This window comes from Eikenella sp. (genome assembly GCF_057315495.1).
Map to the genome: position 1 here is coordinate 1 of NZ_DBHKXY010000007.1, position 19,265 is coordinate 19,265.

The 19,265-nt window shown below is 56.7% G+C and carries 18 protein-coding genes; 16 read left to right on the forward strand and 2 right to left on the reverse strand.

What is annotated here, in order from left to right; genetic code table 11:
- Positions 1 to 97: 97 nt before the first annotated feature.
- From ACO6EE_RS00650 to ACO6EE_RS00725, 16 genes are all read left to right on the forward strand, one after another.
- Positions 98 to 757 carry a YiaD family glycine zipper/OmpA-like lipoprotein gene (locus ACO6EE_RS00650; protein WP_485958610.1) on the forward strand — a complete coding sequence of 220 codons (660 nt, stop codon included), beginning with the start codon at positions 98 to 100 and terminating at the stop codon, positions 755 to 757.
- 435 nt (positions 758 to 1,192) lie between these two features.
- Positions 1,193 to 2,581 (forward strand): MATE family efflux transporter, encoded by a 1,389-nt coding sequence (locus ACO6EE_RS00655; protein ID WP_485958611.1) that lies wholly within the window; start codon positions 1,193 to 1,195, stop codon positions 2,579 to 2,581.
- On the forward strand, positions 2,574 to 3,599 hold the full coding sequence (gene murB / locus ACO6EE_RS00660; RefSeq protein WP_485958639.1) for a UDP-N-acetylmuramate dehydrogenase: 1,026 nt from the start codon (positions 2,574 to 2,576) through the stop codon (positions 3,597 to 3,599). Before ACO6EE_RS00655 ends, murB begins: the two co-directional genes overlap by 8 nt.
- 170 nt (positions 3,600 to 3,769) lie before the next feature.
- The gene (locus ACO6EE_RS00665) at positions 3,770 to 4,414 is read left to right on the forward strand and encodes a TetR/AcrR family transcriptional regulator (RefSeq protein ID WP_485958612.1); all 645 of its coding nucleotides are present in this window, start codon (positions 3,770 to 3,772) and stop codon (positions 4,412 to 4,414) included.
- Positions 4,415 to 4,719: 305 nt separating this feature from the next.
- Positions 4,720 to 5,901, forward strand: a complete 1,182-nt coding sequence (ispC, locus tag ACO6EE_RS00670; protein WP_485958613.1) for a 1-deoxy-D-xylulose-5-phosphate reductoisomerase — start codon at positions 4,720 to 4,722, stop codon at positions 5,899 to 5,901.
- Positions 5,902 to 6,165: 264 nt separating this feature from the next.
- On the forward strand, positions 6,166 to 7,509 hold the full coding sequence (gene rseP, locus ACO6EE_RS00675; RefSeq protein WP_485958640.1) for an RIP metalloprotease RseP: 1,344 nt from the start codon (positions 6,166 to 6,168) through the stop codon (positions 7,507 to 7,509).
- 3 nt (positions 7,510 to 7,512) lie between these two features.
- A complete protein-coding gene (gene bamA, locus ACO6EE_RS00680; protein ID WP_485958614.1) occupies positions 7,513 to 9,909 on the forward strand; it encodes an outer membrane protein assembly factor BamA in 2,397 nt (798 codons plus the stop codon).
- A gap of 32 nt (positions 9,910 to 9,941) precedes the next feature.
- Positions 9,942 to 10,421, forward strand: a complete 480-nt coding sequence (locus tag ACO6EE_RS00685) for an OmpH/Skp family outer membrane protein (RefSeq protein ID WP_485958641.1) — start codon at positions 9,942 to 9,944, stop codon at positions 10,419 to 10,421.
- Positions 10,422 to 10,493: 72 nt separating this feature from the next.
- On the forward strand, positions 10,494 to 11,525 hold the full coding sequence (lpxD, locus tag ACO6EE_RS00690; RefSeq protein ID WP_485958615.1) for a UDP-3-O-(3-hydroxymyristoyl)glucosamine N-acyltransferase: 1,032 nt from the start codon (positions 10,494 to 10,496) through the stop codon (positions 11,523 to 11,525).
- A gap of 3 nt (positions 11,526 to 11,528) precedes the next feature.
- Complete coding sequence (fabZ, locus tag ACO6EE_RS00695) at positions 11,529 to 11,993, forward strand: 3-hydroxyacyl-ACP dehydratase FabZ (RefSeq protein WP_023887998.1); 465 nt, start codon at positions 11,529 to 11,531, stop codon at positions 11,991 to 11,993.
- Between the two features lie 117 nt (positions 11,994 to 12,110).
- Positions 12,111 to 12,887: an acyl-ACP--UDP-N-acetylglucosamine O-acyltransferase gene (gene lpxA, locus ACO6EE_RS00700; RefSeq protein ID WP_485958616.1), complete on the forward strand. Its 777-nt coding sequence runs from the start codon at positions 12,111 to 12,113 to the stop codon at positions 12,885 to 12,887.
- 99 nt (positions 12,888 to 12,986) lie between these two features.
- Positions 12,987 to 13,451 (forward strand): hypothetical protein, encoded by a 465-nt coding sequence (locus tag ACO6EE_RS00705; protein ID WP_064083579.1) that lies wholly within the window; start codon positions 12,987 to 12,989, stop codon positions 13,449 to 13,451.
- 313 nt (positions 13,452 to 13,764) lie between these two features.
- Positions 13,765 to 14,208 carry a hypothetical protein gene (locus ACO6EE_RS00710; protein ID WP_485958617.1) on the forward strand — a complete coding sequence of 148 codons (444 nt, stop codon included), beginning with the start codon at positions 13,765 to 13,767 and terminating at the stop codon, positions 14,206 to 14,208.
- A 556-nt stretch (positions 14,209 to 14,764) separates the two neighbouring features.
- Positions 14,765 to 15,229 (forward strand): hypothetical protein, encoded by a 465-nt coding sequence (locus tag ACO6EE_RS00715; RefSeq protein ID WP_485958618.1) that lies wholly within the window; start codon positions 14,765 to 14,767, stop codon positions 15,227 to 15,229.
- A 101-nt stretch (positions 15,230 to 15,330) separates the two neighbouring features.
- Positions 15,331 to 16,314, forward strand: a complete 984-nt coding sequence (locus ACO6EE_RS00720; RefSeq protein ID WP_485958619.1) for a tRNA dihydrouridine synthase — start codon at positions 15,331 to 15,333, stop codon at positions 16,312 to 16,314.
- A 69-nt stretch (positions 16,315 to 16,383) separates the two neighbouring features.
- Entirely contained in the window at positions 16,384 to 17,112 is a 729-nt protein-coding gene (locus ACO6EE_RS00725) for a TIGR02117 family protein (protein WP_485958620.1), read from the forward strand.
- A gap of 246 nt (positions 17,113 to 17,358) precedes the next feature.
- Here the strand turns inward: ACO6EE_RS00725 and ACO6EE_RS00730 are convergent, their stop codons facing one another.
- Positions 17,359 to 17,910 (reverse strand): DNA-3-methyladenine glycosylase I, encoded by a 552-nt coding sequence (locus ACO6EE_RS00730; protein ID WP_485958621.1) that lies wholly within the window; start codon positions 17,908 to 17,910, stop codon positions 17,359 to 17,361.
- Positions 17,911 to 17,914: 4 nt separating this feature from the next.
- Positions 17,915 to 19,054: a DUF1294 domain-containing protein gene (locus tag ACO6EE_RS00735; protein ID WP_485958622.1), complete on the reverse strand. Its 1,140-nt coding sequence runs from the start codon at positions 19,052 to 19,054 to the stop codon at positions 17,915 to 17,917.
- Positions 19,055 to 19,265: the final 211 nt, after the last annotated feature.

Genomic DNA, 19,265 nt, shown 5'->3' on the forward strand with positions numbered 1-19,265 from the left:
TAAAAATCTTGCGGGATTGGTGTGGAATTTAGGGCTAATCTACGTCAGCCCCTAATTTTTTGTTTTCACCAAACTCTTCCACAAAAGGAAATCAATTATGATGAAACGTCTAACAGTATTAACCCTGGCCGCTACCTTTGCCCTGAACGGCTGCGTTACCGACCCGGTTACCGGCCAGCAAACTATTTCTAAAACTGCGCTGTTCGGCCTCGGCGGCGCGGCAGCCTGCGGCGCGGTCGGCGCACTGACCCACGGCAGCAAAGGCGCGCGCAATGCCGCACTGGGCTGCGGCGTGGTAGGCGCGGGTGTGGGTGCCTATATGGACGTGCAAGAAAACCGTCTGCGCCAAGAGCTGGCCAACACACCGGTGGAAGTGCAGCGCCAAGGCGACCAAATCAAGCTGACCATGCCCAGCGGCGTAACCTTCGCCACCAACAGCGCCAGCCTGAGCCCCGACGCGGTTAACTCGCTCAACACCGTGGCCAATGTGCTGACACAGTATCCAGAAACCACCATTACCGTGGCCGGCCACACCGACAACACCGGCAATGACCGCATCAACAACCCCTTGTCTGAAAACCGCGCCCGTTCGGTAGCCGGCTACCTCACCGGCCGCGGCGTGGCTGCCAGCCGCATCAGCACCGTGGGCTACGGCTCACGCTCGCCGGTGGCCGATAACTCCACCGAAAGCGGCCGCGCACAAAACCGCCGCGTGGAAATCTTAATCAACCCGACCTCGCAGGCAGGCCAACGATAAGCTGTAGTTAAAGCCAAGGCACGGCGGAAACCATTCCGGCGTGCCTTTTATATTGGGCGGCAACTGCCTTCCTCAGAATCAAAAGCAACGTTGCTTTATTTAAATCTTCATCTTTACCGCCGCAAAGGCTACCTGAAAACGAAGCGCAGCACAGTCAAAACCAAATGTGCCGCACCGGCGTTTTCAGGTAGCCTTTATGCCGAAACCCGGCTGCGTTTGTCATGTTTTTCCAACTTTGTCTACTCTAAAAATAGCATCAGGGCAGATTTTGCCAGACAAAATCCGCAACACAGCAGGGAAAAATATTTTCCTCGACAAATCAAGCATACTATTGCGGAATATCTTCACAAACCCCAGGCGCCAAGTGTTGCGTTACTACAACTTATGTTGCATTTCTGCTAAAATCACGCCCGTGTTCCACTCTTATTTTTGATTATGCTGCTCGACCTAAACCGTTATTCCCCCGCCGTTTTCCGCAAAGAAGCCTCCAAATTGGGCGCTTTGGCGGTGCCCATGCTGTTGGCGCAGATTGCGCAAGTGGGGCTGGGGTTCGTGGATACGGTAATGGCCGGTGGCGCAGGCAAAACTGATTTGGCTGCCGTGGCACTGGGCAGCAGCGCATTCGTTACTGTTTACATAACCTTCCTCGGCATCATGACCGCGCTTAATCCGATGATTGCCCAAGAGCACGGCGCAGGCGAAGTCGAGAAGGTGGCCGAACTGGGCCGTCAGGGCATATTGTATGGCCTGATGCTGGGCATTATCGGCATGATTCTGCTGTGGCTGATGATTCAGCCCTTCAATAGCTTTCTCGACTTGGATGCCGAAGTAAAACGGCAATTTGCCTTGTATGTGGGCCTGATTGCCCTTTCCATGCCGGCAGCCATGATCCACCGTGCGTTACATGCTTTCGCTTCCAGCTTGGGCAAACCCAAACCCATTATGTGGATGAGCTGGATCAGCCTGTTTTTAAACATCCCGCTCAACCACATCTTCGTTTACGGCGATTTGGGCATGCCGGCCTTGGGCGGTGCGGGCTGTGGCCTGGCCAGTACCCTAGTGTTCTGGTTTAACGCCGCCGCGCTGTGGGCTTATATTGCCAAACAGAAATATTTCCAACGCTTCGGCCTCTTTGCGCGATTCTCCAAACCCAGTGCCAAGATTTTCCGTCAAATTACCAAGCTGGGTGTGCCGATTGGCTTGTCTTTCTTCCTCGAAGTGAGCCTGTTCACCGTGATGATGATGCTGATTGCCCAACTGCCGGGCAATGCCGAAGACCACGTAGCTGCTCAGCAAGTAGTAAATAGCATCACCAGCCTGATTTATGTGATTCCGCAGGGCATTGGCGCGGCAGTTACCGTGCGCGTAGGCTATGCCATCGGTGCCAACCGCTATTTCCAAGCGCGTTATGCCTCCGGCGTGGCCTTGGCCTGTGGCTCAACCCTAGCTATCGTTACCGCAGTGCTCACCCTGCTGTTCCGCTACCCGATTATGCGCGTTTACACCGACGACCAAGCCGTGATCGGCCTCGGCTCCACCATCCTGCTGTTTGCCGCCGCCTTCCAATTGGCCGACGCCATCCAATGTATCGCTTCCTACGCCTTGCGCGGCTATAAGGTAACCAAACTGCCGATGGTGATTCACGGCATCGCCTTCTGGGTGGTCGGCCTCGGATTGGGCTGCCTGCTGGCCTTCGGCACGAGCATGGGGATTTACGGCTTCTGGGCGGCATTGGTGCTGTCGCTGGGTTGTGCCGCCGTTGCCCTCTTGTGGTGTTTGGCAACAGTAAGCCAAGAAATGCTGGAACATGAAGACGATGAATAAACTGCAATACGATGCCGATTTAACCGCGCTGAACACCTTCGGCCTACCCGCCCGCGCCGCCGCGCTCTACACATTAGACACAGCCGAAAGGCTACCTGAAATTTTCCAACTGCCCGAATACCGCCGCGAACGCACCCTATGGTTGGGTGGCGGCAGCAATATCCTGCTGATGAAGGACTACGACGGGCTGGTGGTGCGCATGGCCAATAAAGGCATTTCCGCGCCCGAGCCGGCCGGCGGCGGCAAAACGCGCATCACCGCGCAGGCCGGCGAAAACTGGCACGATTTCGTGCAGCACACCATCGCGCAGGGCTTGAGCGGGCTGGAAAACCTCAGCCTGATTCCCGGCACGGTGGGCGCTGCGCCGGTGCAAAATATCGGTGCCTACGGAGTGGAAGCCGAAAGCTGTATCGAAACGGTGCAAGCCTGGGATTTAGACAGCGGCAAACCGGTATCGTTCAGCCATGCCGACTGCCGTTTTGCCTATCGCGACAGCGTGTTCAAACAATCCGGCGGCCGTTTCGTGATTACGGCGGTAACGTTCGTACTGGATAGCGAATTCAAGCCCAAGCTGCACTATGGCGACGTACAAGCCGAAGCCGAAACCCTGGCTCAAGGCGCGCCGCTCACCGCTGCCATCGTGGCCGAAGCCGTGTGCCGCATCCGCCGCCGCAAGCTGCCCGACCCCGCCGAAACCGGCAGCTGCGGCAGTTTCTATAAAAATCCCATCGTTTCCGCCGAACAGGCCGCCGCGCTGAAGACGCAGCACCCCGCCCTGCCGGTATACCCCCAGCCGGTCGGCCGGGCCAAACTCGCCGCCGGCTGGCTTATCGACCAATGCGGGCTCAAAGGCCACCGCGAAGGCCAGGTCGCCGTACACCAAAAACAAGCCCTGGTGCTGATTAACCTCGGCGGCGCCAGCGCCCAAGACGTCCGCCGTTTGTCCGAACACGTGCAAAACAGCGTTTACCAACGCTTCGGCGTGCGGCTTGAACCCGAGCCGGTGTGGTTGGAATAAGGTAATGCAGCACTTATTTCCTCCTAGCCGGCAGCGCAGCAAGGCTGCGTGGGGAATAAGTGCGGTAGCCATAAAGCAATATAATCGATAATGTATTAAAATTCCGCTATCTCATTTTCAGGTAGCCTCTCGCATAGGTAGAATTTACGTTGCAGCCAAGGAGACAACCCATGCCCAGGAAGCCCGGCAAACCCAACACCTACAACCGAATCATCGACATCAGCCTCCAACTGTTCAATGAGGAGGGTGAGCGCAACATCAGCACCAACCACATCTCCCAGCGCCTCGGCATCAGCCCCGGCAATCTGTATTACCACTTTCGCAATAAAGACGAAATCATCGTTCAGCTGTTCCAGCGCTACAGCAACAAACTGCTCGACTACATCCGAGAAACCGAACTGCCCGACAGCATGGCCAAAATGGGCGAATATCTGCAGGGCATGTACGACATCCTGTGGGAATACCGTTTCTTATTCAGCGACGTAAACACCCTACTCGTCCGCAGCAAACAGCTTTTGGGCGAACACAACGAATTCACCCACGTGAAGATTTCCCCGCTTCTGGTGAAAATCTTCATCGAACTGCGCGAAAAAGGCATCATCGAAGCCGACGACGAAGCCCTGCGCGAGCTCGGCCTGAACGTGTGGCTGCTCACCAAATACTGGTTCGACTTCGACAACTCCCAGCACATCGGCTGTTGGGACGAAAACGCCAAGCGGCGCGGCATCTACCAAACCATGAGCCTGATCCGTGGCTTTGTGAGCAAAGAACACTACCCAAACTACTGCGAACTGATGACGCAATATCGTTCCTAAAGCAGCAAACCAAACGGCAGCCGGAAACCGCCTTTCCGCTGCCGTTGCATATTGTGGGCGGCTTAACGGCATTTCTCCGCAGCCGCCATGCCTAGCAAACCGAGGCCTTTGCAAACCCGGCTTGTTTCCCCCAACATTTTCAGGTAGCCTGCCGCCGGCATTAAAGGCTACCTGACACATAAATCTGCCCCTGCCCTTCCGCATACCGTGGATTAAGTTTAAGCAGAGTTAGGCAACAAGCCAACGCAACGTTGGTTTAAAATGAATCACTATAAGCACAAAAAGCTACCCGAAACACACCAACCATGACCCAATTCCTCACCATCCTCGGCAGCACCGGCAGCATCGGCACCAGCACGCTCGACGTGGTTGCCCGCCATCCCGAACGCTTCCGCATCTTCGCCCTCAGCGGCCACAGCCAAACCGCCAAGCTGGCCGAACAATGCCTTGCCTTCCGTCCGCAATACGCCGTAACCGCCAATGAAGCGCAAGCCGCCGAACTGTGCACGCACCTGGCTGCGGCCGGCTGCCACACCAAAGTGCTGCACGGCGAACAAGCCTTGTGCGACATTGCCGCCGCGCCGGAAACCGACGGCGTGATGGCCGCCATCGTCGGCGCCGCCGGCCTGCCGCCCACGCTGGCCGCCGCCCGCGCCGGCAAAACCATCTACCTGGCCAACAAAGAAACGCTGGTGGTTTCAGGTAGCCTCTTTATGCAAACCGCCGCCCAGTCCGGCGCCCTCATCCTGCCGGTAGACAGCGAACACAACGCCATCTACCAAGTGTTGCCACCAGAAAAAGGCCTGAAACATAACGGCGTGCAATCCATCATCCTCACCGCTTCCGGCGGCCCCTTCCTACACACCGACTTGGCCGATTTCCCCGCCATCACGCCCGAACAGGCAGTAAAACATCCCAACTGGCAGATGGGGCGCAAAATTTCGGTAGACAGCGCCACCATGATGAATAAAGGCCTGGAGCTGATTGAAGCACACTGGCTGTTTAACTGCCCGCCGGAGAAACTGGAAACTGTTATCCACCCGCAAAGCGTGGTGCACAGCATGGTGCGCTATGCCGACGGCTCGGTGCTGGCGCAAATGGGCACGCCCGATATGCGCACGCCCATCGCCTACTGCCTCGGCCTGCCCGAACGCATCGCCTCCGGCGTGCCGCCGCTGGATTTCGCCGCCCTCTCCGCGCTCACGTTTGAAACGCCCGACTACCGCCGTTTCCCCTGCTTGGAGCTAGCCTATCAGGCCATGCAGGCCTGCGGCGGCGTGCCCTGCGTGCTCAATGCCTCCAACGAAATCGCCGTGGCCGCCTTTTTAGCCGGCCGCATCCGCTTTACCGACATCGCACACACGGTGCAGCATTGCTTGGAGCTGGATTTTTCAGGTAGCCACCACAGCCTGGAAGGCCTGCTGGATTTGGATGCCGCCGCCCGACGCGCTGCAGAAGCGTTTGTGCGGCAGGTGGCGCATCGCTGAACATCTTTTCCATGCCAGGCAGTAAGCCACATGAATAATGCGGCAAATACGGCAAGGCAAGCCAACACGGCAGGCAGAAATGAGGCGCCTTAACCATTGGTGCAGGCTTTGTCGGGAACCTCTGTTTCCATTACAATTACGTTTTTCTTCCTGCAGCCGATTGGCGGCTGAAGCTACCTGAAAATACCGATTGGCCCTTCGCTGCCATTTTTCAGGTAGCCTTCTCCGATTCGCCTGCTTCAAGGAGCTTCTTGTTTGTTTCTTTTGCACACACTCGGCGCGTTTATCGTTGCCATCCTGATTTTGGTCAGCCTGCACGAGCTGGGGCATTTGCTGGTGGCGCGCTGGTGCGGCATCAAAGTGCTGCGCTTTTCCGTGGGCTTCGGCAAGCCTTTTTTCAATAAGCGCTGGCGCAATATCGAATGGTGCTTGGCGCCGATTCCGCTGGGCGGCTATGTGAAAATGGTCGACACCCGTGAGGGCGATGTGGTCGAGGCCGACCTGCCCTACGCCTTCGACAAGCAACACCCATTCAAACGCATGTTGGTGGTAGCCGCCGGCCCGCTCACCAATCTGGCGCTGGCCGTGCTGCTCTACACCTTCTCCTTCGGCTATTTCGGCGTGCAGGAAGTGCGCCCGATGGTGGGCATGGTGATGCCCGACACGCTGGCCGCCAAAGTAGGCTTTCAGCCGGGCGACACCATCACCGCTGTAAACGGCAAGCAGGTGCTCACTTGGGGCGACGCACAATCGGAAATCATCCTGAATTTGGAAGCCGGCAAGGTTCAGGTAGCCGTGCGCGAAGCCAACGGCAGCCAAACCACACGCACCATCGATGCCGCCGGCACGCCGGAAGCGGAAGCCGTGGCCAAACGCGGCGGCTGGTTCGGCATCACCGCCCTGCGCCTGAACACCACTCTCGCCTCTATCCAGCCCGGCTCACCTGCCGAACGCTCCGGTTTGCGCAAAGGCGACCGCGTGGCGGCCGTGAACGGGCAAATCGTACACACTTGGCCGGATTTAACCACCACCATCCGCCAACACCCGCAAGACAAACTGACAATCGATATTTTGCGCGGCGGCAAACCGCTTCAGCTAGCCTTGCGCCCCGACAGTCGTGAAGACCGCAACGGCGAACGCTACGGCTATGCCGGTTTTGAAGCTGAAGTCGACCGGCAATGGATGGATCGCTCCACCTACCGCTACCGGCCCACCTGGCTGGGCGCCGCCGAAATGGGCATGCAGCGCGTGTCTTCCTACACCGCACTCACCGGCCGCCTGTTTGCCCGCCTGCTCACCGGCCAGGCTTCCGTAAGCCACATTTCCGGCCCGATCACCATCGCCAGCTACGCCGGCAAAACCGCCTCCGCCGGGATTCAGGATTATTTAGAATTCCTCGCCGTAGTGAGCATCAGCCTGGGGATTTTGAATTTACTGCCGATTCCTGTTTTAGATGGCGGCCATTTAATGTATTATGCCGCCGAATGGATTCGCGGCAAGCCCGTTAGCACCAATGTGCAAATGTGGGGATTGCGCCTCGGCCTCTCCCTGATGCTGATGCTGATGCTGCTGGCCTTTTTCAACGATATCACCCGTTTATTGGGATAAAGCATGAAACTGAACAAACTTACCTTCTCTTTGTTTGCAGCCGGATTGTCTTCTTGGGCGCTGGCCGCCGCACCGTTTACCATCCAAGATATCCGCATTGAGGGCCTGCAGCGCACCGACCCCTCCACCGTATTTGGCCACCTGCCGGTTAAAGTGGGCAGCACCTTCACTGATGGCGAAGGCGAACAAATCATCAGAAACCTCTATGCCACCGGCCTGTTCGACGACGTGCGCGTGGAAACCATGGGCAACCAAGTGTTGCTAACCGTGGTGGAACGCCCCATCATCAACACGCTCACCGTTACCGGCGGCAAAACCCTGCCCAGCGACGCGATCAAGAAAAATCTCGACAGCTTCGGCCTGGGTCAATCGCAGCCATTCAACCAAGCGATCCTAAACCAAGCCGTAGCCGGCCTGCAGCAGGAATATGCCAACCAAGGCAAACTTTCTGCCACCATCACCCCAGAGATTTCCCGCCTCTCGCGCAACCGTGTGGACATCACACTGAAAATCGACGAAGGCCCTACCACCCACATCAAAGAAATCGACTTTGAAGGCAACCAGCACTTCTCCAACCGTACTCTGCGCCGCCAAATGCAGATGGATCGCCACGGTATGTTGAGCTGGCTCTCCAAAGACGACCGTTTCTCCGACGAAAAATTCCGTCAAGACCTGCAATCCATCACCGATTTCTATCAAAACGAAGGCTTCTTTGAAGGCCGGGTACAGGACGCCGATGTGCGCTACAACGCCGACCGTACCGAACAGACGCTGTGGATTAAAGTACACGAAGGCGAACGTTACCGCTGGGGCAAAGTGCGCATCGAAGGCGACACCCGCGAAGTGCCGCGCGAAGAGTTGGAAGCCCTGCTGAAAATGCGCGAAGGCCGCCGCTACAACCGTTCGCAGATGGTAGAAAGCCTGCAGGCCATCCAAGACCGTATGGGTCAGGCCGGCTATGCGCTGGCTCAAGTGGGCGTGCAGCCGCAGCCCGACCAGGCCAATCACACCGTGGATTTCGTGCTAACGGTAAATCCCGGCCGCAAATACTATGTGAACCAAATCCATATTTCCGGCAACAACAAAACCCGTGATGCCGTTATCCGCCGCGAAATGCGCCAAACCGAAGCAGCCCCCTACGATTCGGCCAAGCTCAACCGTTCTAAAGACCGTATCCAGCTCTTGGGTTATTTCGACGATGTGAAAGTGGAAACCCGCCCGCTGCCCGATACGCCCGACCAAGTGGATGTGGATGTATCCGTGAAAGAACGCTCTACCGGCTCGGTAGAAGTGGCTGCCGGTTGGGTACAAGACACCGGTTTGGTACTCTCTGCCGGCGTGGCACAAGACAATCTGTTTGGCACCGGCAAATCCGCCAACTTCCGCATTGCACGCGGCAAAACCCAAAATACTGCCTCGTTGTCGTTTACCGATCCCTACTTCACTCCTGACGGCGTGAGCTTGGGCTACGATATCTACTATCGCGGCTTCATGCCCTATAAATCCGGCTCCAGCACCAGTTCCAACAACTACGAAACCACTCGTATTGGCCTGGGTGCGCGCATGGGTGTACCGGTTACTGAATATGACCGCGTAAACTTCGGCCTCGCCGTGGAACACCTGAATGTGAAGCTGCATGGCGACGTAAATTATCAACCCTACCGCTACCGCCAGTTCCTCCAAGAGCATGGTGAGAAAAACTGGATTCTCAAAGGCAATATCGGCTGGGGACGCAACAAAACTGACGACGCCCTGTGGCCGACCCGCGGCTACACCACCAGCGTCAATGCCGACCTCGGCTTGCCCGGCGGCGATTTGAAATACTACATCCTTACCCACGACCAACGCTGGTTCTTCCCCTTAAGCAAGAGCTTCACCCTGATGCTGGGCGGCGAAGTGGGCTATGCCGGCTCCTACGGTGGCACCTCCTCCGTTCCCTTCTTCAACAACTTCTACGGTGGCGGCTTGGGCTCCGTGCGTGGCTACGAAAGCGGCTCTTTAGGCCCGAAGGTGTACGAGATTTACGGCAACTCTCGCAATATCGTCAATTACGGCGGCACCTATAAAGCCTATGCCTCCGCTGAGCTGCTCTTCCCCTTCCCTGGCGTGAAAGACCAGCGCTCCGTGCGCCTGAGCGTGTTTGCCGATGCCGGCAGCGTGTGGGATGGCAAAACCTACAACACCGGGGCATACAGCGCTAGCAACCCCTACGGCACCAACGGCTACTACAGCAAAGACCACCGTTCTTCTTTCAGCAACGAGCTGCGCTATTCCGTAGGTGCGGCGCTGACTTGGATTTCCCCGTTGGGCCCGATGAAATTCAGTTTTGCCCACCCGATGCGGCAGCGGGATAACGACCAAATCCAACGTTTCCAATTCCAATTGGGTACGACTTTCTAAGAAAGCAGATAATGAAGCTTAATCTTCCCCGTATGGTAGCGACAGCCGCTGCGGTGCTGCTCGCATCGCACGCTGCTGCCGACAGCGTACAGAAGCTGGGGTTTATCGATACGGAGCGCGTGTATCAGCAGTCTATCCAGGCGCAGCGTATCCAAACCACCCTGCAAAACGAATTCGGTGCCCGCCAACAGGCTTTGCAACGGCTGCGTGATCAGGGCATTGCCCTGAAAACCCGGCTCGACCAAAGCCGCCTGAGCGCCACCGAACGCCGCAACATCGAGCAACAGCTGATTGCTCTGGATAGAGACTTGCGCCGCCAGGCCGCGCAGCTCACCGAAGAATACAACCTGCGCCGCAACGAAGAGTTCGCTGCCCTGCAGCAAAATGCCAACCGCGTGATTACCGAGCTGGCACAGCGCGACGGCTATGACTTGATTATCCAAGACGTTATCTACGTAAACAGTAAATTCGATATCACCGACCAAGTTATTCGCGCTCTCAACAACCAATAAAGGCTACCTGAAAATTCCGGCCTCCCTGCCGCAAAACAGGCTACCTGAAAGCGAAACTTCACCGAAGTTAAAATGCAGAAACAGCTTTCCCACATTATCGCCGCCTTGGGCGGCACGCTTGCCGGGCAAGATATCGCCATCAGCCGCATTGCCCCGCTGCATGCCGCACAACAAGGCGACATCAGCTTTATTTCCCATCCCAAGCACCTGAACGAAGCCCTGGCCAGCCAAGCCGGCGCGCTGATTGTGCACCACAAGTTGGCCGACAAACTGCCCGGCCGCAATCTGATTGTGTGCGACAACCCGCAACTCTATTTCGCCCAAACTGCCCGCCTGTTCCACCCCGCTCCCGCCGCCAATCCCGGCATTCATCCCAGCGCCGTGGTGGAAGCAAGCGCCATCGTGCCCGACAGCTGCGAAATCGGTGCCAACGTTTACATCGGCGAATGTGTTGTACTGGGCGAAGGCTGCCGCATTTTGGCCAACTGTGTGGTGGAAGCCAACTGCGTGTTTGGCGAGCATACCGTACTGCATCCCAATGTCACTGTTTATGCCGGCTGCCGCCTCGGCGATCGCGTGGAAATCCACTCCGGCACCGTGATCGGCGCAGACGGCTTCGGCAACGCCTGGGCGCAAGACCATTGGTACAAAATCCCGCAAGTGGGCGGCGTGGAAATCGGCAACGACGTGGAAATCGGCGCCAACACCACCATCGACCGCGGTGCAATCGAAGACACCGTCATCGCCGAGGGCGCGAAAATCGACAACCTCGTGCAAATCGCCCACAACGTACACATCGGCGCCCACACCGCCATCGCCGCCTGCGTGGGCATTGCCGGCAGCACCCACATCGGTGCCTACTGCCAAATCGGCGGCGCCGCTATGTTTGTCGGCCACATCCACGTAGCCGACCGCACCTTCATCGGCGGCGGCACCCTCGTGGCCGCCTCCATCAATCAGCCCGACTACTACGCCAGCTCCTATCCGCTGCAAACCCACCGCGACTGGGTGAAAAATGCCGTGCACCTGCGCCGGCTCAACGAACTGCACCGCCGCGTAAAAACGCTGGAAAACACAATCAACCATCCCGAAAACAAGGAATAACCCATGCAAATCGAAAATATCGAACTTCCGCTGGACGTGCGCACCCTGCAACGCCTGCTGCCGCACCGCTATCCCTTCCTGCTGCTGGATCGCGTGATCGGTTTTGAAAAAGAAAAAAGCCTCACTGCCATTAAAAACGTTTCCGTAAACGAGCCATTTTTCCAAGGCCACTTCCCCGATTTCCCCGTGATGCCGGGCGTGTTGATTATCGAAGCCATGGCACAGGCCGCCGGCGTGCTTGCCATCCTCAGCCGAGGCGAGCGCAAAGAAAACGAAATCTACTTTTTCGTTGGCATCGACGAAGCCCGCTTCAAACGCCAAGTCGTGCCCGGCGACCAAGTGCAAATTCATCTGGACGTGATCACCCACAAGCGCGACATCGGCAAATTCAAAGCCACTGCCACCGTAGACGGCCAAATCGCCGCCGAAGCCGTCATTATGTGTGCCAAACGCGCGGTAGATAAATAAACCGGCAAGCTAGCCAACACCTTTTCAGGTAGCCTCTGCCAAACCTCCGCCGCATTTAGCACCGAACCATTTTCAGGTAGCCTCACCCGACAAAGCCCGCTGCCATAAGGAAACACCATGTCCCTAATCCACCCCACCGCGATTATCGACCCCAAAGCCGAGCTCGATAGCAGCGTTAAAGTCGGCGCCTACACCATCATCGGCCCGAACGTGCAAATCGGTGCCGGCAGCGAAATCGGCCCGCACGCCGTTATCGAAGGGCACACCACCATCGGCGAAAACAACCGCATTTTCCAATTCGCCAGCCTGGGCGCCATTCCGCAAGATAAAAAATACCGCGGCGAGCCCACCCGCCTAATTATCGGCAACGGCAACACTATCCGCGAATTCACCACCTTCAACCTCGGCACCGTAACCGGCATCGGCGAAACCCGCATCGGCGACGACAACTGGATTATGGCATACTGCCACCTCGCCCACGACTGCGTAATCGGCAGCCACACCATCTTCGCCAACAACGCCTCCCTAGCCGGCCACGTTACCATCGGCGACTACGTCATCCTCGGCGGCTACACCCTCGTGTTCCAATTCTGCCAAATCGGCAACTACGCCATGACCGCCTTCGCCGCCGGCGTACACAAAGACGTTCCCCCCTACTTCATGGCCGCCGGCTACCGCGCCGAGCCCGCCGGTATCAACAGCGAAGGCATGCGCCGCAACGGCTTCACGCCCGAACAGATCACCAATGTGAAAAACGCCTACAAAGCCCTCTATCGCCAAGGCCTGTCCTACGAAGAGGCCCGCAACCAGATTGCCCAAGCCGCCCAAACCGAGCCCGAGCTGGCCGTGTTGCGCGACTTCCTTGCCGACTCACAACGTAGTATCATTCGCTAATCTTTCCCCCAAGGCTACCTGAAACAGCCAAACCGTTTTCAGGTAGCCTTTGGTGAAACTTCCCCAGTAGCACAACTCATCAACCAATAAGGAGACACCATGCAGAAACTCACCACCCTGGCTCTGATCGCCGCTCTGGCAGCCCCTGCTGCCGCCCTGGCCAACAACTTCGAAAGTGAACACGCTACCAACCGCGAAGTAGTCAGCACAGCCGACCCCGCTGCCCGCGAGCTGTTCTTGCGCCCAGTTACCCTGAAGCAAGGCCGTACCCACACCCTGCCCGTAACCCTGCGTGCCGGTAAGTTCTACACCTTCTTCGGTGACTGCGACGACAGCTGCAACAACATGGACATGAACCTGATGGCTGCCAACGGCGCCCGTGTAGCCGGCGACAACCTACCGGATAACCAACCCCTGTTCACCTTCCAAGCTCCCAGCAGCGGCAACTACCGCATCGTGTTGAGCATGAAAGACTGCGACGATGCCAACGGCTGTAAAGCCACTGTTCATGCTTTCGAAGGTACCCGTCGTGTATACGACACCTTCACCCGCCCCATGCGCTAATCTTGCATAGTTCAACCGCCCGAGCCACATAGCCCGGGCGGTTTATTATGACAGAATGCTCAAAGACACTCTCAGCGTTGGCTTGCCAACAGTCTTGATACGATCCAACACCCTCTCTTCCGAATCAGGCAATTCAATCCAAAATTTGGCATAAAATATAATAAATATACATACTATTGAATTTTTCTACCAATATAATGCACACAAACACCAGTATTTACCAAAGCAACTTTTCCCCATAGCTATTTTCAATCGCACCCTCTGCCACTTTCAGGTAGCCTGCCATTTTCCACTTCAGCAAGTTCCCGCCACCATGCCCACACGCCGCCTTATCCCGCTTCTGTCTATTCTGCTGTTGTCTGCCGCTGCCCAAGCTGCACCCGACAACTGGCTGCCGCAAGCGCAGCGGATGAACCGCGAAATCGTGCGCAAAGAAGACCGCCGTGCCCGGCTGCACGAACATTTCCGCGGCAGCCTGTCCCAAGGCGAATCCAAACCCCAGCAAATCAACCTGCGTGCCGGCAAACACTACACCTTCTTCGCCGATTGCAGCCGCCAATGCAACAACATCGACCTCACCCTGCTGCGTGACGGCCGCACCCTTATCGCCGATACCGATCCCCATGCCTCCCCCATGTTTGGCTGGTATGCCCGCCAAAGCGGCCAATACACCCTCACCCTCACCATGCCCCACTGTATCGCCCGCGTGTGCGATTACAGCATCCAAGTATTCGAAGGCAGTCAGAAAATCCTCTAGCCGCCAAATCAGGTTGCCCATAACTCGTGCAGATTTTGCCGACGCCCAACAAACGGTAATGGCATGGAATACCTTCGCCACAAATTTTTCAGGTAGCCTCTATATATCAGGCTGACTTTTGAACTAGTTGCCATGCCACTTTGGCAACTAGTTTGCTCCTTATCTGCTAATATACTCTCCCACAATACTGGAGTTCGGACAACCGACATATAACGAGAGAGCGTATCAATCCTATATCGCGGAGCGGTAAACAATTCAGCGGTGGGAAACCTACCTTAAACAGCGACTACTATCATCCTTATCCTGCTGAAGCACGCGTACAAACAGCAAGCATACGTAGAAATATACAAATCAGGAAATTACAATGATGCAGTAGCCGTTTTTAATTCCTTGGGTGTACAAATGTTCAAGTAAGAGTCAATGGTACGATTACAGGAAAATTACCTGACGGAAGAGAAGTTAATGTTCGTAATTATAGTTCAGGAAATAGTGCTCCTACATTGAAAATTCAGCACAGCAATAATGAGATTATTAAAATTAGGTATAGGTATAAATAATGTTTAGTGCAATTAAATCTATTAATGCTCCAAAAGGAAGTGGATTTTGGCTAGAAGCAGTATTTATGGATGAAGGGAAAGTTAGTATTTTATTTTCAAGCGATGAAGATAGAAATGATTTAACAGAAATATCTATAGATTGGGCTATTCATTTTCAAAGGACAGATGAATCATATAAAATCAATACATTCCATGAAATGGTTGTACCAATTCATGGAAATTTGCACCCATTATTTGTGCAAGGAGAACGTTTTTTTGAAGTTATTGATAAAAAATATACTGAATGGGTTGTTGAAGACCACTATTTCCCATTAGAAGATTATGAAAAACTATATGTTTTCTTTTTTGCCGAATCATATGTTGAGGTTATTAGTCCAGAGCCACCTGTATTTACCAAAATAAATAGCAAACAGGAGTATTATGCAAATTTAAAAGAAAGAGTATGTTGGACACCTGATGAATAATGATTAAGCATATAATGAATTAAGAAGCTGCATATCAAGATAGCCTGTAAACTACTAACTAAGGTTTTCAGGCTGCTATAAAGTACATTAAAAGCAATTAAATGAATGTTTCAAAAGAAGAAAGTAGTTTGGTTTTAGCCCCCATGCAGGGTCTGCTCGACCCCGTCATGCGCCGCCTGCTCACCGACATCGGCGGCTACAACGAATGCGTCACCGAATTCGTCCGCATCACCCACACCCTGCACTCCCGCGCCACCTGGCGGCGGCACATGCCCGAAATCGATCATGGCTGCCGCACCCACGCCGGCACCCCCTGCACCCTCCAGCTGCTCGGTAGCGACCCCGACAACATGGCCGCCAACGCCCAAGCCGCCGTGGCCGCAGGCGCGCAAAAAATCGACCTCAACTTCGGCTGCCCCGCCCCCACCGTCAACAAACACCAAGGCGGCGCCATCCTCCTGCGCGAGCCCGAACGCATCCGCCAAATCGTCTCCACCGTGCGCCAAAGGCTACCTGAAAACATCCCCCTCACCGCCAAAATGCGCCTCGGCTATGAAGACAGCTCCCGCGCCCTCGAATGCGCCCAAGCCATCGCCCAAGGCGGCGCCTCCGCGCTGGCCGTGCACGCCCGCACCAAAATCGAAGGCTACCGCCCGCCTGCCCATTGGGAGCAAATCGCCCCCATCCGCCAAGCACTCAGCATCCCTGTCATCGCCAATGGCGACGTATTCAGCCTGGCCGACTACCTCGCCATCCGCCAAACCAGCGGCTGCCAACACGTTATGCTCGGGCGCGGCGCCGTCATCACCCCCGACCTCGCCCGCCAAATCCAGCGCCACAACCAAGGCCTCCCGCCCCAGCCCGCCGGTTTTGCCGACTACCTCGTGTGGATACGCCGCTTCTTCCAACTCTGCCGCGAACACGCCGGCGATACGCCCTATCCCGCCGCCCGCCTCAAACAATGGCTCGGCATGATGAAAACCGCCCACCCCCAAGCCGCACACCTCTTCACCCAACTGCGCCCCCTCACCTGCCTCCAGCAAATCGAGCAGCTGCTGGATAACTACCAGCCCCAGCCCGAATAAGCAAAGGCTACCTGAAAGCCAAGCCCCGCGAAGCCCAAACTTTCAGGTAGCCTCAAGCCACACATCACCATGCTCAAACTTTCCCGCCTCATCCGCCGCAGCCTACTCAGCCTGGCCGCTCTCCTCCTGCTCTACGGCGCCGCCGTTTGGCTGCTGCCCCGCATCAAAAGCCCCGGTCGGCCCGAAGGCGAACCCGAAATCACCGTATGGCTGCTCTCCAACGGCGTGCACACCGACATCGTCGTCCCCACCTTCAGCAGCGAAGCCGACTGGCGAGCCGTCTTCCCCGCCGAACACACCCGCAGCCAAGAATACGCCCCCTGGCTCGCCATCGGCCTGGGCGACAAAAACTTCTACCTCACCACCCCCACCTGGGCCGACCTCCGCCCCAGCACCGCCCTCAAAGCCGCCACCGGCCTATCCAGCAACGCCGTCCACGCCACCTACTACCACAGCCTCGAAGGCTGCACCCGCTGCGCCCCCATCCGCATCAGCCGCGTCCAATACCGCCGCCTCATCGCCTATATCCGCCAAAGCCTGCAATGGCAACACGGCCGCACCATCCCCATTCCCACCCACATGGTCTACGGCGAAAACGACGCCTTCTACGAAGCCGTCGGCAGCTACAACCTCTTTTACACCTGCAACACCTGGACCAACAACGCCCTCAAAGCCATGCACGCCGACGCCGCCCTCTGGACGATCACCGAACAAGGCCTCTTCCAGCACCACCCTCCCCAACCGCCATCCGGCGGAAACGAAGGGCTGCCCGAAACAACATCACAACTAGGCGATTGAGGCTACCTGAAAACACAACTTCAACGAAGTTCAAACCATCGGGTACAGCACAACCCTGCCGTTCAAGGCTACCTGAAAATTCGAAAGAACCGGCAAACCAAACAACGGGATAAGCACGCCACCCCACACCGCCACATAAGCTCATATCGCCCACAGCCTAAACAAAAAGGCTACCTGAAAACTTAGCTTCGCAGAAACTCGCCAAGCTAAATTTTCAGGTAGCCTTTCTCTTATACCTACACCGCCTCAGCCAAGCAGCCACGGCGGGTTGGCAGCGGCAGCGCGGGCGGCGGCTGGGCAGTCTTCACTGTGCGCGCCTTTCAGGTAGCCTGCGCTCACCAAAAATTCGCGCACGATTTCGGGACCGGTGAATTTGAAGGTTCGTCGGAACAGCTTCACCCAATCGGCCAGAGGCTGCGGGTGGTGGCCGTCGAGCCAGTTTTTGAACGAACCGAATTCCTGTTGCAACTGCAAGATTTGCTGCGCATTGTGGATAGCGGCATTGATTTTCAGGCGGTTGCGGATCACTTTCGCGTCGGCCAGCAGGCGTTGGCGGTCGGTTTCGCCGAAAGCGGCCACGGCGGCGATGTCGAAGCCGGCGTAGGCAGCGCGCAGGCCGGCGGCACGTTGCAAAATCAGCGTCCAGCTCAAGCCGGCTTGGTTGATTTCGAGCAGCAGGCGGCCGAAGAGTTCGTTGTCGTCTTCGATGGGGAAGCCGTAGAGATGGTCGTGATAATGCTTGTTGGGATCGCGGCTGTCGGCAGGCAGGCCGTTGGCGAAGGCGCAGTAGCTGTTCATGCAGCTAGTTTTTCAGGAAAGCAAACGCGGGCATGCCGATAAAGTACACCAGCAAAGCATAAGTGCCCACGGCATTCAGCGCCACGCTAAACCAAAAAGCGCGCACAAAGCGGATATTGGCGGTATGCTGCTGATAACGCATCTGCGCCAACAGGCCGCCAGGCCAGCCGCCAAGCATGGCCAACAGGTGCAGCACGCCATCGGGCACGCGGGTGCGGCCGCTTTGGGCGCTGCGTTTGTCCGTGCGGTAGAGAATAAGCAGCAAGCAGCTAGTCAACAAATAGGCCGCAGCCAGCGGCAGGGAAATAAAGGACACCGCTGCAAGGAACAGCAAAATAAACGTGCCGCCGAGCAGGCTTTCGCTGAAACCGCCGCCCAAAATCGTGCCGGAAGAAGGGCTTTCACGGTCGGCCCAGCCCAGTTCATAGCCTTGCGGAATCACACGGGTGGCCACCCACTCGCCGCGCCGCCGCCCCAGCACAAAGCTCACCTGCTGGTGGTTGGCCGGGCTTTTATCGCGGAACACGAAGGCCGATTGCGGGAAAAATACCCGCGCTTTAATCGACTTCACCTTGATATAGCCCGATTTTTCCTCTTCGTTCCAGCGCACCACCTTGCCTACATAAGTTTCGCCGTTCACCAATTTATCTTGCCGCTTGGCCTGTTTGCGCTCTTTATGCAGCGCCTCTTCTTCTTCCGGGCTGCGCCGCTGCAGGCTGGACGTGGCAGCGTCTTCCGCGCTGTCGAGCAGCCAATAGCCGCTAACGGGGTGGCTTTGCAACACGCCGCGCAACACATCGCCCGGCTCGGGGGAAAGGTCGGTGGCGGCAAACAGGTCGCCCACCAAAAACACGCTCAAAGGCGGCTCGTCGCCATTGTTCACCACATCGGCCACGCCCGTGCGCTCTGCAGCATCCCACACCCGCACCGCAGCATCCACAATCCGCCCCTCGCGCCACTTACGTCCCGGCTCGGCAACCTCCTCACCGCCATCAGCCGCCGGTTGCGCAGAAATTTCCGCCAACACGGCAGCCTGCGACTCGGCCACCACCGCAGCCAGCGTTTCAATCGCAGCAGGCTCAATCTCAGCCCCATCGGGCAAAGCTTGCGGCGCAATTTCGGGCAATTCGTTTTCGGTGTTCATGGCGGGCGGAGAATAGGATTTGGAAAAAGAGAAAGGCTACCTGAAAAGCGAGCGCCTGCCAAGCAGCAGGCGGGCGTGAGGGGAATTGGCAGGCAATCTGTTGCAGGTATCGGCAAGGGAACGAAGATGCCTCATCAAAAGGCTACCTGAAACGGAGATTTGTGGTTTCAGGTAGCCTTTTTAGACGGTCTTGAAGACGATTATGCTGGCC